Below are 15,813 nucleotides of genomic sequence, written 5' to 3'. Positions count from 1 at the left end.
AAAGCTGAAACTTCCCGATATCAGGAAATTTCAGCTTTTGTTTTTATGTTTTCATTTTCAAAATGTTTATACATCACAAATCCGATAGCAGTTGTTATAATTTCTGTAACAGGATAGGTTATCCAGAAATAATCAAGTCCTGCTCTTGAAAAGAGCCATGCCAGCGGGACAAAGAGAACTACCGTCCTCACAATGGTAAGAAGTGAACTGCGCAGCGAATATCCTATTGCCTGAAAGAAAACAGGGAATATAAGAGATGCTGACATTGGGATAAAGCTTGCTCCTATCCAGCGGAAAGCTACTGTTCCTATCTTAATTACAAGGGGATCCCCTGAAAATACGCTGAGAAGCTGACTGGGGATAATCTCAAAAGAAAGCGTACCTATGAACATCAGAGCCATTCCCATAAGCACAGAATCAATAAGAGTTTTTTTGCACCTTACATATCTGCCAGACGCATAGTTGAAGCTTATGACAGGCACTATGCAGGTCTGGAGCGCACCAAGGGGGATAAAGAAAAACGTCTGCCATTTATAATACAGACCGAGGGCTGTTACAGCCTGATCGGAAAATTCTTTGAGAATAAGGTTAAGTCCCAGTATGTATATCGTATACGCAGACTGCATCAATATATTCGGAAATCCCAGCTTGTATATCCTTTTTATGAGCGACGGAAATTTTCTCACAGCAGGAGGTTTTCTGAACCCTTTTTTCATTACTATGAGCGCAGCAGCAGCCTGACCTATGACAGTTGCCAAAGCCGCCCCTGCGATACCCATTTTAGGGAATATCCACACTCCCCATATAAGCAGCGGATCTAAGATTATATTTACAACAGCACCTATTATTTGTGCTGCCATAGGGAGTTTCATATTTCCCTCAGACTGTAAGATTTTCGTCCATACGCTTTCGGTGAAAAGACCGACACTGAAAACGCAGACTATCCTGCCGTATATCGTGACTGATCTTACTACCTCATCTGAATCGGTTGACATTCTTCCGTAAGACGGCATTATAAGATAACAGACAACGGCAAACACTATCCACATGGCTATGGAAAGCACCGTTCCGACGCCTGCGGCTTCCTGCGCCTTTCTGTTCCTGCCTATGCCGAAAAAATGTGACATAAGGGTATTTATACCTACGCCTGTTCCAACAGCAAGAGCTATCATAAGCAGCTGTATCGGATAGATCACCGACAGGGCCGTAAGTCCCTTTTCAGAATATCTGCCGATAAAGAAACTGTCAATTATATTATAAAGCGCCTGTATAAGCTGAGCAAGCATAACAGGCGGCGCAAGCTTTAAGATAAGCTTTGAAATACTTCCGCTGCCGAAATCAACTTTTTCTGCGGTCTGTGAACTCATTTCCCATTACTTCCTCTAATTAATTATCTGCTGTTATATTATATGACAATGCCTGCACAAAGTCAATAGCAAAAACAGGCATATAAAAGATCGCCTTGCTTTTTCAGCAGGGCGATCTTACTATTTAACTTATTTATCAGCTGTTATTCTGCGATCAGTCTTTCTTGCTGTCGTTTTCTCTGATCTCGACACGTCTGATCTTACCGCTTATAGTCTTTGGAAGTTCATCAACGAACTCAACTATTCTAGGATACTTGTAAGGAGCTGTTGACTTCTTTACATAGTTCTGGAGTTCCTTTGCAAGCTCGTCAGACGGCTTATAGTTCTTTGTCAGAATGATAGTCGCCTTTACTACCTTGCCTCTGATAGCATCGTCAGCAGCTGTGATAGCGCATTCCAATACAGCAGGATGCTCCATAAGGATACTCTCTATCTCGAAAGGTCCGATACGATAGCCTGATGCCTTGATAAGGTCATCTGTTCTTCCGACATACCAGAAGTAACCGTCCTCATCTCTGTAAGCTGTATCACCTGTATGATAAACTCCGCCTGCCCATGCTGCGTCAGTAACTTCCTTATTTCTGTAATACTCTTTGAAGAGTGCAGGGTGCTTTCCTCTTTCAGCACGAATAACGATCTCGCCTGTTTCGTTCACCTTGCAAGGAGTGCCGTCCTCTTTTATGATATCAACATCATAAAGCGGTGAAGGCTTGCCCATTGAACCCGGCTTTGGTGTCATACCGAAGAAGTTTGCTACGATAACAACAGTTTCTGTTTGACCAAAGCCTTCCATAAGCTGAAGTCCTGTATACTCCTTCCAACGGTTGTATACCTCTGCATTAAGAGCCTCACCTGCAACGCATGAATATCTCAGTTTAGAGAGGTCATAGTTGCCAAGACCTTCCTTGATGAAGAATCTGTACATTGTCGGAGGTGCGCAGAATGATGTGATATTGTAGTTCTGGAGAACTGCAAGGAGCTTGTCTGGGTGGAATCTGTCCATATCATAGATAAATTCTTCAGCACCGCAGGTAAGCTGACCAAACATCTTGCCCCATGCACACTTTGCCCAGCCTGTTTCGGAAACCGTAAGGTGAACAGAGGTTTCATCAACGTGATGCCAATGCTTAGCTGTTGAAATAGAGCCTGCGGCATAAGCATAAGCGTGGAGGACCATTTTAGGATATCCTGTTGTACCAGAGCTGAAATATGCAAGCATAGGATCGTCCTTGCTATTAGGTATTCTCTCAAGTGTGTCAGGATATTTTTTCAGCTCGGACAAAAAGTCTGTCCAGCCTTCCTTTTCGCCGTGAGTTATGAACTTTTCGATCATACCCTCATACTCTTCACAAGCCTCATCAACATGATCTGTAACATTGTCCTCATATGTTGCAACGATATATTTTACAGTTGCAGCTTTAAATCTGTAAGTATAGTCCTTCTTCATAAGCTGGCTTGTTGCAGGGATAAGAACTGCGCCGATCTTCATAAGACCGTATGCAAGTATCCAGAACTCATAATGTCTTTTAAGAACAGCCATTACCATATCGCCTTTTTTAACGCCGTGATTCAGCATCATATTAGCACACTGGTTGCTGAGCTTTGACATCTCCTCATAAGTGAACTCAACATCGCCGCCATGATCGTTTACCCAGTGAAGAATTTTCTTCTCCGGCTGGATAGCTGCTATCGCATCTATAACATCATAGCTGAAATTGAAGTTATCCTTAAGCTTAAGCTCAAACTTGCTGAGTATACCGTTCTCATCGAATTCCTCATTTACAAACTGCTTATAAAAGTTATTCATTCTGCATCCTCCAAATCAAGATCTTTAAACTTTCTGCGCTGCTTTTACTATGTCCTCAGGCTTTTGCGCAATGATATCTGCGCCTGCATTTTTCAGTTCAGACTCTCCTCTGAATCCCCAGCAGCAGCCGATGCATTTTAAGCCTGCGTTATGCGCTGTCAAAACGTCTACGTCGGAATCTCCCACTATAACTGTATTATCTTTTTGTGCGTCGAGGCTGTTCATTATACCATAGATTATATCAGGCGCAGGCTTTGTGGGTACGCCCTCCTTTTTACCGCAGATCATATCGAACGTATCACGTCCGAACAGAGTTTCTACAATAAAGCCGGTGAACTTATCAGGCTTATTGGAAGCCACTGCAAGCATACAGCCGTCAGCAGAAAGGGTTTCAAGCACCTGCTTTATGCCGTCATATGGACGGGTCTTTGCAACGGCTCTCTTATTGTATTCCTCAGAGAACTCTTTATGCAGCTGCTGTACAGTTTCCTGTGTGCGTACATTTTCGGGAACGGCTCTTTCAATAAGCTTCAGCGTTCCGTTGCCTACAAAATGCTTATATTCCTCAACGTCGTGAGCAGGCATTCCATGTCTTTCCAGAACGATATTCGTAGCGTCGGCAAGATCGAATATTGAATTAACCAATGTTCCGTCAAGATCAAATATAATTAATTTTCTTGTTTTTTTCATCACTTGTCACTCTTTTTTACATCAATCTGATTTTTATACACCTGTCAAAATTTCAACATTGCTATTATACTCTCATTATATGTACAGTTTATTAATATAGCTGAGATTAATTATTAACTTATACGATATTATTTAATCACAATTAGGCATTATTTTATGAATAATGAGTTATCCTTAACTATTTTATCATAATATGACTACTGGTCATATTACATGGGAAATAAATATCTTTAAACCGATAGCGATCAGCGCTAAACCTCCTGCTATCTCTGCGGCACGGTCGGGTATCCTGCCGAATTTACAGCCTGCGGCAAAGCCCGCTGCTGATATCAGCATGGTTACAGAACATATCACAGCTGCGCTTGAAACTATATTCCCCGACAGAGCGGCAAAGCTGACTCCGACAGCAAGTGCATCAACAGAAGTGGCAAAACCCTGCACCATTATCATTCCGAAAGACAGCTTATCCTCTGATAGAGAAAGCTCCTCATTGTCCTGCTTTTTCTCTCCGATAAGCATTTTTATTCCTATCGCACCAAGCAGCACAAGCGCTACATAGTGGTCTATACGTTCTATGCGCTCCCCGAAGCTTGCTCCGAGGGTATAGCCTATAACAGGCATTGCTCCCTGAAAAAGTCCGAAAACTATACCGCAAATCAATCCTGCCGGCAATATGCCGCTCTTTTTGCCGAAACACATTCCATTTGAAACCGACACGGCAAAAGCGTCCATTGAAAGGCTGACGGCAATAATAAAAATCTCGATAAGACCCGTAAAAATCCCCTCCGCAAATATAAGATCAAAAAAATAAAAAGGGCTGCACAAAAGATAATATTTGTACAGTCCTTTGAAAATTTTAAATTCCGATCGTCTTATCAGTCCTCGCATTTTGACGCAAGCAGTGAAGAATATCTGTTCCTGAACTCAGTAAATCTTCCATCGTCCAGAGCTTCTCTTATCTTTTCGGTAAGAGTATTGTAGAAGTAAAGATTATGCATGACCGCAAGTCTTCCCGCAAGCTGTTCGTCCGCTTTGAAAAGATGACGAAGATATGCCCTGCTGAAATTTCTGCAGCATGGGCAGTCACACTGTGAATCAACAGGTCTGCTGTCAAGCTCGTACCTTTTGTTCGCAATGTGGATTATTCCGCTCCATGTGAAAAGCGTTCCGTGTCTTGCGTTTCGGCTCGGCATTACGCAGTCAAAGAAGTCCACACCTCTGTAAACAGCCTCGATTATATTCTGCGGAGTGCCTACTCCCATTAAATATCTCGGCTTATCCTTTGGCATAAACGGTTCGACCTGCTCAATGACGTGATACATTACCTCTGTCGGCTCGCCTACGGCAAGTCCGCCGATAGCATAACCTGAGCAATAGTCAAGCTCTCTTATAGCTTTCATATGCTCAATACGCAGATCGTCATATGTACAGCCCTGATTTATCCCGAAAAGCATCTGATTCTTATTAATAGTATCTTCAAGAGAATTCAGTCTTTTCTGCTCAGCGATACATCTTTCAAGCCAGCGTGTAGTCCTCTCGCAGGAAGCCTTTGAGTATGAATGTTCAGCAGGATTTTCCACGCATTCATCAAAAGCCATTGCAATAGTTGACGCAAGGTGCGACTGGATCTGCATACTCTCCTCAGGTCCCATAAAGATCTTTCTTCCGTCAACGTGTGAATTGAAGTACACACCCTCTTCTTTTATTCTACGCAGCTTGGCAAGAGAAAATACCTGAAATCCGCCGCTGTCCGTAAGTATAGGCTTATCCCAGTTCATAAACTTATGAAGTCCGCCCAGTTTATAGATTATCTCATCGCCCGGACGAACGTGCAGATGATAGGTATTGCAAAGCTCCACCTGAGTTTTAAGCTCATTTTTAAGATCTATTGACGACACTCCGCCCTTTATGGCTGCGGCAGTTCCCACATTCATAAATACAGGCGTTTGTATAGTGCCGTGAACAGTTTCAAACTGTCCTCTGCGGGCTGCGCCCTCCTGTTTTAATAATGTAAACATAAATTCTCCTTTATTTTTCTATTATATCAGACGGCAGCCAGCCGACTGTGGCATTTTCCGTAATTACCAAAGACATTGTTTCATCTTCGTCAAAGACCGATACCCGCTCACCTTTTCTGACAGAGGGGAAAGATGACAGAAACTGATATACATGAGGCTTTTCGTCAAAATACCATATTTCACGGTCAGGGATATAACCCTCGCCACCTGTATACTCATCTCTTACCTTTGTCATATATCCCTTTTTCTCTATTATCGTTATGTCCTGCTTTTCCCAGTCAATATAGACAGGTTTCAGATCACATGAATGATCCTTTATGACCGTTTTCTTTGGTGCGTCTGTATCCCATATCATTTCATGAGAATAATTCTCACCGCACTTATCAATGATAAGCATATTCATCTGACAAGCCTTTTTGATAGTCATTCCGCCGTCAATGCATATCATTTTCTTTTTGCTGTCGATTATAGTAAGGTTAGTCACATTTGAACGTTTATAATTGTATGTGGGATAATGACCGAATACAAGCTGCTTTCCTGTTGGATTTTCTTTTCGCAAAAACCACGGAACAGTTATAGCGTAAATATCATCTGTATTTCTCCAGTCGGGACGATCTTCAAGTCCTGCATGAACAAAAACATATTCGTCTGTTTCAAGGCATATTGGAAGATCTCTGATAAAAGATAAAAGCTCGCCATACTTCTCAACGACTTTTTCTCTTATTTCAAGCCAGTTGCCTTCCCAGCAGTCAACATATCCCAGTGTATTAGCCATTTGCCTGAAAGTGTTATGCTCATTGCGGTAAAACTGCTGCTGAAACCGCTCGAAATCATAATGATAAGCCATTCTTGAACACATTATATCGTTATTGCCCATCAATAATATTGCCTTGTCGCTTTTATCGCAAAGAGCCTTGACATATTCAAGCGTTTTTATATTGTCACTGCCATGTTCAAGTATGTCGCCGACGATCACAAGATAGTCATTTTGAGGATCATATTTTGCTTTTTTCAGCAGTCTGTCAAAAAGCTGCCAATGCGTATGGATATCACTGACAGCAAGTATCCTGCATTTTTCAGGCAGCGAAAGATCAATGATCTTATTCATTATTTCTCACCATTTTTAAGATCGTACATAGCCATACTTTCTCTTGTTCTGTACTCGTGCTTTTCATAATATCCGATAAGCTTGCCGTTTTCATCACGCAGGGCTATCATATAAACGTCCTTGTTTTCCTTTTCATTATAAAAGGTATACACCTTGTTATGCTCTGTGCTTTCGCCGAACCATTCTATTACCTTATTTATCTTATCATTTGACTCGCTGTTATGGCAGTTAAGGAGAGATCTTCCTATAAGCGCAGCCCCTCCCCTTTTTGCATATCTTTCAACTGCAGTCGGGTTCATATAGACGATAGTATGTTCAAGATCGCATATAACAACAGGTGCGCTGTCTGCGTCTACTACGGCTTTCAGAAATTTATCCACATTAGTGCTGTTCATAATATTTTACCTCATTATATATTACTTGTCCAGAATACACATACTGTCGCCGAAGCTGAAAAAGCGGTACTTTTCCTCAACGGCTATCTTATATGCATTCATTGTATTTTCGTATCCTGCAAAAGCCGAAACCAGCATTATAAGTGTGCTTTCAGGCAGGTGGAAGTTAGTTATAAGTCCGTCAAGCACCTTAAATTCATATCCGGGATAGATAAATATTTCAGTATATCCGCTGCACGGCTTTATCTCGCCATAGAATGTTGCTACGCTTTCAAGTGTACGGCAGGAAGTCGTTCCGACAGCTATTACACGTCCGCCCTCAGCCTTTGTTTTATTAATAAGTTCTGCCGTCCTCTCAGGAAGTTCATAATGCTCTCTGTGCATTTTATGATCCGTTACCTTATCCTCCTTAACAGGACGGAATGTACCCAGACCGACATGGAGGGTCACATAGGCTATATTTATGCCTGCCTCTTCAAGTTCTTTAAGCTGTTCCTTAGTAAAATGCAGTCCTGCGGTAGGTGCTGCGGAAGAACCTACTTCGTGAGAATAGACAGTCTGATAGCGTTCCTTATCCTTCAGCTTTTCAGTGATATAAGGCGGCAGAGGCATCTGACCTATCTTGTCAAGCGCTTCAAAGAAGCTGCCCTCACATTCAAAACGTGCTATTCTGTTTCCGTCCTCAAGGACTTCGGTTATCTCTGCGGTGAGCAGACCTTCGCCAAACACAAAGCGTCTGCCTACTCTCGCCTTTTTACCAGGGCGGCAGAGTATCTCCCATTCGAGATTTCCCCTCTGCTCCACAAGCAGAAATTCTATAAAGGAATGTGTATCCTCAGTTTCGCCGTATATCCTTGCAGGCAGAACTCTTGAATCATTAAGCACAAGAAGATCACCTTTTTTAAGATGATCGCATAAATTATAGAAATGGTCGTGAGTGACCTCTCCCGTTGTGCGGTCAAGGCACAGCATACGGGAAGAATTTCTCGGTTCAACAGGTGTCTGTGCAATAAGCTCCTGCGGAAGATCATAGTAAAAATCGGACCTTTGCATATTTGTGAGATCAAGCATTTTTAACTCTCCTAATATATTAATTAAATTACGATAGTCATGTTAATTTACAAAATATTAAATAATTTCTTGCTATATGTATTGACAAGAGTCAGAATATTTGTTATTATAAAACAGAACAGATAGAGGTGCGGTTGAGATCAGTAGCATTTTTCTGCGTGAAGTACCCTTAGTACCATAACGCTAAGGCAATGCCTATTGCTTAAAGGAAAATGTGAAAGGCAAAACTGCCGAAGCGCAGGAAAAGGCATCCTGCTGCTGACTGATAATTTAACAGATTATCGGTTGTCATCATTACATGATGGAGTGCTATCGGCAAATTTTATTGCCAACATTCTTATTATATTGTATGATGCGCCGGTTTTCAACCGGTTTTTTTATTATTTGTTTAATTTTTATGTTTTGCGAAAAAATATAACTGTAAAGCGGCTTTTATTTGGCTATATTGACATATCAGCTGTTTTGCGAACAAATTTTTTCCGCAATAGAAAAGGAGTTTTATTGATGAAAAAGTACAAGGTTGGCATTATCGGCGCTACCGGCATGGTAGGTCAGAGATTTTCCCTTCTTCTCGACAAACACCCATGGTTCGACGTAGTATGCGTTGCCGCTTCACCACGTTCAGCCGGCAAGAAGCTAAAGGACGCTGTTGCAGGCAAGTGGAAGCTTTCAGAGCCTCTGCCGGAAGCTATCGGCGAGCTTACAGTTTTCAACGCTGAAGAAGATGTTGAAAAGATCGCTTCAATGGTAGATTTCGTTTTCTGCGCAGTTGATATGAAGAAGGACGAGATCAGAGCGCTTGAAGAAAAGTATGCTAAGGCTGAGTGCCCTGTTGTTTCAAACAACTCTGCTCACAGACATACTCCTGACGTACCTATGGTAATTCCAGAGATAAATGACGATCATATAAACATTATCCCTGCTCAGAGAAAAAGACTCGGCACTAAGAGAGGATTTATCGCAGTTAAGTCAAACTGCTCACTCCAGTCTTACGTTCCTGCACTTGCTCCGCTCATGGATAAGTATAAGGTAACAAAGGCTCTTGCGTGCACATATCAGGCTATCTCAGGCGCAGGAAAGACTTTCGAGTCATTCCCTGAGATCCTTGACAACGTTATACCATACATCGGCGGCGAGGAAGAGAAGTCAGAGAAAGAACCTCTTAAGATCTGGGGACACATCGAGGGCGACGTTATCGTTGACGCTCAGTCACCTGCTATCACAACACAGTGCCTGAGAGTTCCTGTTTCTGACGGTCACACAGCTGCTGTATTCGTATCATTCGAGAACAAGCCAAGCAAGGAAGAGATCCTTGAGGCTTGGAAGAACTTCAAGGGCGCTCCTCAGGATCTTGATCTGCCAAGCGCACCTAAGCAGTTCCTCAACTACTTCACAGAGGACGATCGTCCACAGGCTAAGCTGGACAGAAACCTTGAAGGCGGTATGGCTGTATCTATCGGCAGACTCCGTGAGGATTCACAGTATGACTACAAGTTCGTTTGCCTTTCACACAACACACTGAGAGGTGCGGCAGGCGGAGCTGTTCTTCTTGCTGAACTTCTTGCTGCAAAGGGTTATTTCGACTAATGAACGTTACCTTTAAAAAATGTACAGAGGAGGATATACCTCTGCTGTACAAAATGACGGGCGAGCTTATTGAAATGCACAGCAGTTTCGGTGATTACACAATGACCGAGGAACGGCTTGCAGAGCTTGAAAAAAGCGGAGCAGTTATAAGCTATATGGCATATGCTGATGATAAGCCTGCCGGTATCATAAATTTCTTCTACAAGTACACAACATTTTCAGGGCGCAAGGTGCTGTATCTGGAGGACCTGTATGTAAGGCAGGAATTCAGATGCGATGGCATAGGAGCAAAGTTCATTGAACTGCTCAAAAAGATCGCCGCTGAAAATGACTGTGAAGAGATCGAGTGGAAGTGTGCCTCATTCAACGAAAAGGGAAAGCGCTTTTACGACCGAATGGGGGCAAAGCGCATTACCGAATGGGACACTTACACTATAAGCAGAGAACAGTTTTAATTACTGCTCTCACATAAAATACGACACTTAACGAAAGGAGTTAGTGCTTATGAAAAAGACTATATTTACAGGCGCAGGCGTTGCTATCATCACGCCTATGAATGCAGACGATTCTATCAACTATGACAAGCTGGGCGAACTTATAGACTTCAATATCGACAACGGCACAGACGCTATCATTATCTGCGGAACAACAGGTGAAAGTGCAACTATGACCGACGACGAGCATATCGAGTGCATCAGATATGCCGTTGAAAAGACAGCTCACAGAGTTCCTGTTATTGCAGGAACAGGTTCAAACCACACTGAGTATGCGGTAAACCTTTCAAAGAAAGCTGAGGAGCTTGGAGCTGACGCTCTGCTCTGCGTAACTCCATATTATAACAAGACTTCACAGGCAGGTCTTGTGGCTCACTTCACTGCTATTGCAGAGGCTGTTGAACTGCCGATCATTCTGTATAATGTTCCGTCAAGAACAGGTGTTAATATTCTTCCTGAAACTCTTAAAAAGCTTTCTGCTATCGACAACATCGTTGCAGTAAAAGAAGCAAGCGGAAACATCTCACAGGTAGCTAAGGTAGCTGCCCTCTGCGGAAATGATCTTGACATCTACTCAGGAAATGACGATCAGATCATTCCTGTTATGTCACTGGGCGGAAAGGGCGTTATCTCAGTTCTTTCAAACTGTATGCCTTTTGAAACTCACGAGATCGCTGCGCTTTGTCTTGAAAACAAGTATGATGAAGCAAGAGAAAAGGCTTACAAGGTACTTGATTTCACAAACGCTCTGTTCTGTGATGTAAACCCTATCCCTGTTAAGGAAGCACTTAATCTTATGGGATTTGAAGTTGGCGAATGCAGACTCCCGCTTATCAAGATGAGCGACGAGAAGATCGCTGCGCTGAAAGATACAATGACACAGATAGGTCTTGTAAAGTAAAAAATAGCAAAAGGGCGGAGAAATTCGCCCTTTTATAAATTTTGATCGCAAAGGAATGATTAAAAATGACAGATATAGCTATATGCGGAGCAGGCGGAAAAATGGGCAGAGTTATTGCCGATGTTATAAGCGGCAGAGATGACTGCACAGTAGTAGCAGGCATTGATAAATTTGCCGAGCAGTACGCAGAGTTCCCTATTTACAAAAATATAGCTGATATGAAGGAAAAGCCACAGGTAATCATCGACTTTTCTCATCCGTCAGCTCTTGACGATCTGCTTAACTACTGCCTTTCAAACGGCACAGCTCTTGTTGCAGCAACAACAGGCTATAATGATGAACAGATCGAGCAGATACACAAGGCAGCAGAGCAGATACCTCTGTTCTTCACCTTCAATATGTCTTTGGGCATAAATCTTATGGCTGATCTTGCAAAGAAAGCCGTTAAGGTACTTGGCGGACAGTACGACATCGAGATCATTGAAAAGCACCACAATCAAAAGATCGACGCTCCGTCAGGCACAGCTATAATGCTTGCTGACGCTATCAATGAAGAGCTTGATGAAAAGTACAATTACGTTTATGACAGACATTCAGTAAGAGCGAAGAGAAGCCAGACTGAGATAGGCATACACTCTGTAAGAGGTGGAACTATCGTAGGTGAGCATGAAATAATTTTCGCAGGACGTGACGAAGTTATCTCACTAAAGCATGAGGCACACTCAAAGCAGGTATTTGCAGTAGGTTCTGTAAATGCGGCTGTGTTCCTTGCAGGCAAGCAGGCAGGTCTTTACGCTATGAGCGATCTGCTTAAAGAACTTTGATTTAATATTTATAAAAAAAATTCCGCAGAAAGATCTGCGGAATTTTTTGTTTATCTTGATATATTATTTTGACTTTGAAGTGTACTCTGTCTGTAAGTCATAAACAGCAGTAGGAGTATATCTCTTTATAGCGTCCTTGTTTTCTGATATCTTTAACTTTTCTACCCAGCCGTCGATAAGAGTCTGGAAATCGTCGGACTTCATAGTCTGAACCATGCTGTCATGATTTTCAGTTGCATACTCTGCACTTCTTTCAGTGATATCGCCCTTTATAACAACATAGTAGTTATTATCGTCCTCATAAGCCTCAGCAACACCAATTTCAAGTCCGTTAGCTTCCTTGGCAAGCTTTATGCTGTCAGTTTCCTCAGCGTCCTCATCTATCTGTCCTACATTGTAAAGAACTTCGTTCTTGTATGGATCTTCTGAGGTAGTTCCAGATGTGCTTTCTGAGTCAGCTGATGAAGAATCAACTGCTGAACTGTCAGTTTCAGACTCTGTACCTGCGACACTGCTGTCTGCTGCTGAATCAACACTGCTCTCATTTGATGCCTGACTGTCGTCAGATGATACAGAAGATGAACTGTCATCTGAAGCTGCGCTGTCTGTACTGCTGTCAGCTGATGAGCTATCGTCAGCGGTAGAATTCTGACTTGCAACATAGTCATTATACTCATTGATTATTTCATCGAACTCGTCAAATGAAACACCCTCTGCCTTTGCAAGGTACTCATCTCTGAGAGCCTCGTTTTCCTTATCCTCTTCGGCAGCTGCGCTTTCATCTTCATTTGTGCTTTTGGCAATGGTGATGGTCTTGTACCTTACATAATTATCATTAAGATACTGCTCGATATCAGAATCCTTGACTTCCTCGATACCGCCCTCGGCATAGTAGTAATCAAATATCTTGTCACGCATCTTTGAAGCCTTATTGACAAGCTTTACTGAATCTCTTGAGATACCCTCTTTTTCAAGCAGCTCGCTGCTGTTCTCCCAAAGATCTCTTACAGTATCGTTTATGTCGCTGAGTTCATCATCTGTAAGCTCCAGTCCAAGCTTCTCAAACTCAGAAACGATAGCACAGTATTCCTTAGTAGCCGTCATAGCTCTGTCGGAAAGATAATCAGCAAACTTCTTGCCGTCAACTTCCTGATCGAAATACTTTTCTTTAATGCCCTGAGTGTAGTACATCATAGTCATCTGATAAGACATCTCGCTGTACATATTGTAAATATAAACACCGGCAGGGATCTTATTTCCGTCGTATGTCATAACATAGCTGGTATCAGTACAGCCTGCAAGGCTCAGTGTCATTGCCGCAGCAGCTGAACACGCCGCAATTTTCTTTTTAATATCTGCCATATTTAAAAGTTCCTTTCTGAATTGATCGGATAATTCCGTCTTTGGCGAAAGATAACGCACAAAGTTCAAAATACATCTTAACCAATTTATTATACACTAATTTTTGTATTAAGTCAAGTCCTGCGGCGCAGAGATGAGCATATAAAAATTTTTTAATCGGTTGCAATTTCTGTGAAAATGTGCTATACTACTCTTATATAGGATTTTAAGACAGGACGGTAGTTAAATGGCTGAAAAAATTATCAATGTCGAAAGAATGGACGCTGTGTTGAGTCTGTTCGGGAATTATGATGAAAACATCAATCTTATCCAGCGTGAATACAATGTTGTCATACTCGGCAGGGGCGAGGATATAAAGATCACAGGCGACGAAGAGGCTGTTTACAAGGCGTCTGAGGCGATAAAAAGTCTTATTGCCCTTATAAACAAGGGTGAACAGATCAATGAGCAGGTCATCAGATATGTTTTCTCGCTTGTCAGAGAGGATAAGCAGTACGAGATAAAGAATATGTCCGACGGCGGGATATGCGTCACAATGAGCGGCAAGGTTGTAAAGCCTAAAACTCTGGGACAGAAAAGATATATCGACTCCATACGCAAAAATACTATCGTACTTGGCGTTGGTCCTGCCGGTACAGGAAAGACGTATCTTGCGGTAGCTATGGCGGTAAAGGCATTCAAGGCTCATGAGGTCGAGAAGATAATCCTTACAAGACCTGCGGTGGAGGCTGGCGAAAAGCTGGGATTTCTTCCCGGCGATCTTCAGAACAAGGTCGATCCTTATTTAAGGCCGCTGTATGACGCACTTTTCGAGATGCTTGGTCCTGAATCTTTTGCAAGACAGCAGGAACGTGGCTGTATCGAGGTCGCTCCTCTTGCGTATATGAGAGGAAGAACACTTGATGATGCGTTTATCATACTGGACGAAGCGCAGAACACAACTCATGAACAGATGAAAATGTTCCTCACCCGTCTGGGATTTAATTCAAAAATAGTTATTACAGGTGACATAACGCAGATAGACCTGCCCGATCACAGAAAATCGGGACTTGTTCAGGCAATGAATATTCTTAAAGACATTGACGGTATCGCCATTAACCGTTTTTCAGAAAAAGATGTTGTTCGGCATAAGCTTGTGCAGGATATCATAATGGCTTACGAAAAAAACAATAGAAGGAATGGAAAAAGCAATGGGTAAAGCAAAAGTAATGATCGTGAACAATCAGACAGAACTTAAGATCCCAGTGGGGATAAGAATGCTTGTCAGACGCTGCTGCCATGCAGTTACCGAATATGAAAAGTTTGAAGGCGATTTTGAAGTTTCGGTATCCTTTGTGAACGATAAGGATATCCACGAGCTTAATCTTGAGCATAGAGGGATAGACCGTTCGACCGATGTGCTGAGCTTTCCTTTAGGTGAGAACGGCGAATATGACATAAACTACGAAACGGGAGCATACCTTTTGGGCGACATAGTGATAAGCCTTGAAACTGCTTTCAGACAGGCTCAGATATATGGTCACTCGCTGGAGCGTGAGGTAGGCTTTCTTACGGTACATTCCATGCTGCACCTTCTCGGATACGATCATGAGGAAAGCAGTCTTCAGGAGCGCATAATGAGAGAAAAGGAAGAAGCGATACTTGGAAACCTCGGTATTTCAAGGGACGCTACATTTGTGGGCGAGCATGCACATAAGGACTAATTTAAAAAAGTTTTTCAAAGGATTTACTTATGCAGGCAAGGGACTTTTGTACTGCGTCAGAACTCAGCGCAATATGCGTTTTCATGTGGGATTTGCTGTTCTGGTAATGATGCTTGCTCTCATATGCGGGGTCAGCACAACAGAAAGCTGTCTGCTGTTCATTTCGATAGGCGGAGTGTTTGCGCTTGAATGTATAAACACAGCAATAGAAAGCGCTGTGGATCTTATAACGGACGGCAGGAGGCACAAGCTTGCAGGGATAGCAAAGGACTGCGCTGCGGGTGCTGTACTGGTGTTCTGCATTTTTACAATATGCACAGGAGCGGCTGTATTTTTCAGCAGAGAGCGTATCGACATCATACTGGGATATTTTAAGGGCAAGCCATATTCTGCTGTATTGACAGGAATATTTATCGTTCTGTGGATAATATGGGTGCTGACGGCAGACGCAAAAGAGAATAAAAAAGATAAATAACTTAATAAGAT

Annotated in this window: 16 protein-coding genes and 1 riboswitch; of the genes, 7 read left to right on the top strand and 9 right to left on the bottom strand. The window is 42.5% G+C overall.

Annotation, left to right across the window (positions count from 1 at the left end; genetic code table 11):
- Positions 1–20: 20 nt before the first annotated feature.
- The 8 genes from Q0E19_RS03355 to queA all read right to left on the bottom strand — a co-directional run bounded on the left by Q0E19_RS03355 (position 21) and on the right by queA (position 8,456).
- Positions 21–1,367 (bottom strand): MATE family efflux transporter, encoded by a 1,347-nt coding sequence (locus Q0E19_RS03355; RefSeq protein WP_294407431.1) that lies wholly within the window; start codon positions 1,365–1,367, stop codon positions 21–23.
- A gap of 154 nt (positions 1,368–1,521) precedes the next feature.
- Complete coding sequence (locus Q0E19_RS03350; protein WP_294407429.1) at positions 1,522–3,174, bottom strand: AMP-binding protein; 1,653 nt, start codon at positions 3,172–3,174, stop codon at positions 1,522–1,524.
- A 24-nt stretch (positions 3,175–3,198) separates the two neighbouring features.
- Positions 3,199–3,864 (bottom strand): HAD family hydrolase, encoded by a 666-nt coding sequence (locus Q0E19_RS03345; protein WP_294407428.1) that lies wholly within the window; start codon positions 3,862–3,864, stop codon positions 3,199–3,201.
- Between the two features lie 204 nt (positions 3,865–4,068).
- A complete protein-coding gene (locus Q0E19_RS03340; RefSeq protein ID WP_294407425.1) occupies positions 4,069–4,581 on the bottom strand; it encodes a manganese efflux pump MntP family protein in 513 nt (170 codons plus the stop codon).
- A 158-nt stretch (positions 4,582–4,739) separates the two neighbouring features.
- Positions 4,740–5,882 (bottom strand): tRNA guanosine(34) transglycosylase Tgt, encoded by a 1,143-nt coding sequence (gene tgt / locus Q0E19_RS03335; RefSeq protein ID WP_294407423.1) that lies wholly within the window; start codon positions 5,880–5,882, stop codon positions 4,740–4,742.
- A gap of 10 nt (positions 5,883–5,892) precedes the next feature.
- Positions 5,893–6,990 (bottom strand): metallophosphoesterase, encoded by a 1,098-nt coding sequence (locus tag Q0E19_RS03330; protein WP_294407420.1) that lies wholly within the window; start codon positions 6,988–6,990, stop codon positions 5,893–5,895.
- Positions 6,990–7,385 (bottom strand): PAS domain-containing protein, encoded by a 396-nt coding sequence (locus tag Q0E19_RS03325; protein ID WP_294407417.1) that lies wholly within the window; start codon positions 7,383–7,385, stop codon positions 6,990–6,992. Before Q0E19_RS03325 ends, Q0E19_RS03330 begins: the two co-directional genes overlap by 1 nt.
- 21 nt (positions 7,386–7,406) lie before the next feature.
- Positions 7,407–8,456 carry a tRNA preQ1(34) S-adenosylmethionine ribosyltransferase-isomerase QueA gene (gene queA / locus Q0E19_RS03320; RefSeq protein WP_294407414.1) on the bottom strand — a complete coding sequence of 350 codons (1,050 nt, stop codon included), beginning with the start codon at positions 8,454–8,456 and terminating at the stop codon, positions 7,407–7,409.
- A 115-nt stretch (positions 8,457–8,571) separates the two neighbouring features.
- A riboswitch (Lysine riboswitch) is annotated at positions 8,572–8,776 on the top strand.
- Positions 8,777–8,960: 184 nt separating this feature from the next.
- On the opposite strand from queA, the gene asd reads away from it, so the two are divergent.
- From asd to dapB, 4 genes are all read left to right on the top strand, one after another.
- On the top strand, positions 8,961–10,043 hold the full coding sequence (gene asd, locus Q0E19_RS03315; RefSeq protein WP_294407412.1) for an aspartate-semialdehyde dehydrogenase: 1,083 nt from the start codon (positions 8,961–8,963) through the stop codon (positions 10,041–10,043).
- Complete coding sequence (locus Q0E19_RS03310) at positions 10,043–10,498, top strand: GNAT family N-acetyltransferase (RefSeq protein WP_294407410.1); 456 nt, start codon at positions 10,043–10,045, stop codon at positions 10,496–10,498. Before asd ends, Q0E19_RS03310 begins: the two co-directional genes overlap by 1 nt.
- Before the next feature lie 49 nt (positions 10,499–10,547).
- Positions 10,548–11,438, top strand: a complete 891-nt coding sequence (dapA, locus tag Q0E19_RS03305) for a 4-hydroxy-tetrahydrodipicolinate synthase (RefSeq protein WP_294407407.1) — start codon at positions 10,548–10,550, stop codon at positions 11,436–11,438.
- Between the two features lie 65 nt (positions 11,439–11,503).
- Entirely contained in the window at positions 11,504–12,262 is a 759-nt protein-coding gene (dapB, locus tag Q0E19_RS03300) for a 4-hydroxy-tetrahydrodipicolinate reductase (protein ID WP_294407405.1), read from the top strand.
- A gap of 63 nt (positions 12,263–12,325) precedes the next feature.
- Here the strand turns inward: dapB and Q0E19_RS03295 are convergent, their stop codons facing one another.
- Positions 12,326–13,624, bottom strand: coding sequence for a hypothetical protein (locus Q0E19_RS03295; RefSeq protein ID WP_294407402.1), 1,299 nt, complete (start codon positions 13,622–13,624; stop codon positions 12,326–12,328).
- Positions 13,625–13,850: 226 nt separating this feature from the next.
- Here Q0E19_RS03295 and Q0E19_RS03290 point away from each other — a divergent pair, with 226 nt between their 5' ends.
- From Q0E19_RS03290 to Q0E19_RS03280, 3 genes are read left to right on the top strand one after another with little or no spacing between them, the layout of a single operon-like run.
- Entirely contained in the window at positions 13,851–14,822 is a 972-nt protein-coding gene (locus Q0E19_RS03290) for a PhoH family protein (RefSeq protein WP_294407398.1), read from the top strand.
- Entirely contained in the window at positions 14,815–15,327 is a 513-nt protein-coding gene (gene ybeY, locus Q0E19_RS03285; protein ID WP_294407396.1) for an rRNA maturation RNase YbeY, read from the top strand. The genes Q0E19_RS03290 and ybeY overlap by 8 nt, the downstream gene beginning before the upstream one ends.
- The gene (locus Q0E19_RS03280; protein ID WP_294407394.1) at positions 15,299–15,802 is read left to right on the top strand and encodes a diacylglycerol kinase family protein; all 504 of its coding nucleotides are present in this window, start codon (positions 15,299–15,301) and stop codon (positions 15,800–15,802) included. Before ybeY ends, Q0E19_RS03280 begins: the two co-directional genes overlap by 29 nt.
- The last annotated feature ends 11 nt before the right edge of the window (positions 15,803–15,813 follow it).

This window comes from uncultured Ruminococcus sp. (genome assembly GCF_934476685.1).
GTDB lineage: Bacteria > Bacillota > Clostridia > Oscillospirales > Ruminococcaceae > Hominimerdicola.
The sequence above is the reverse complement of the archived record's forward strand: the minus strand, read 5'-3'. Positions and strand labels throughout refer to the sequence as shown.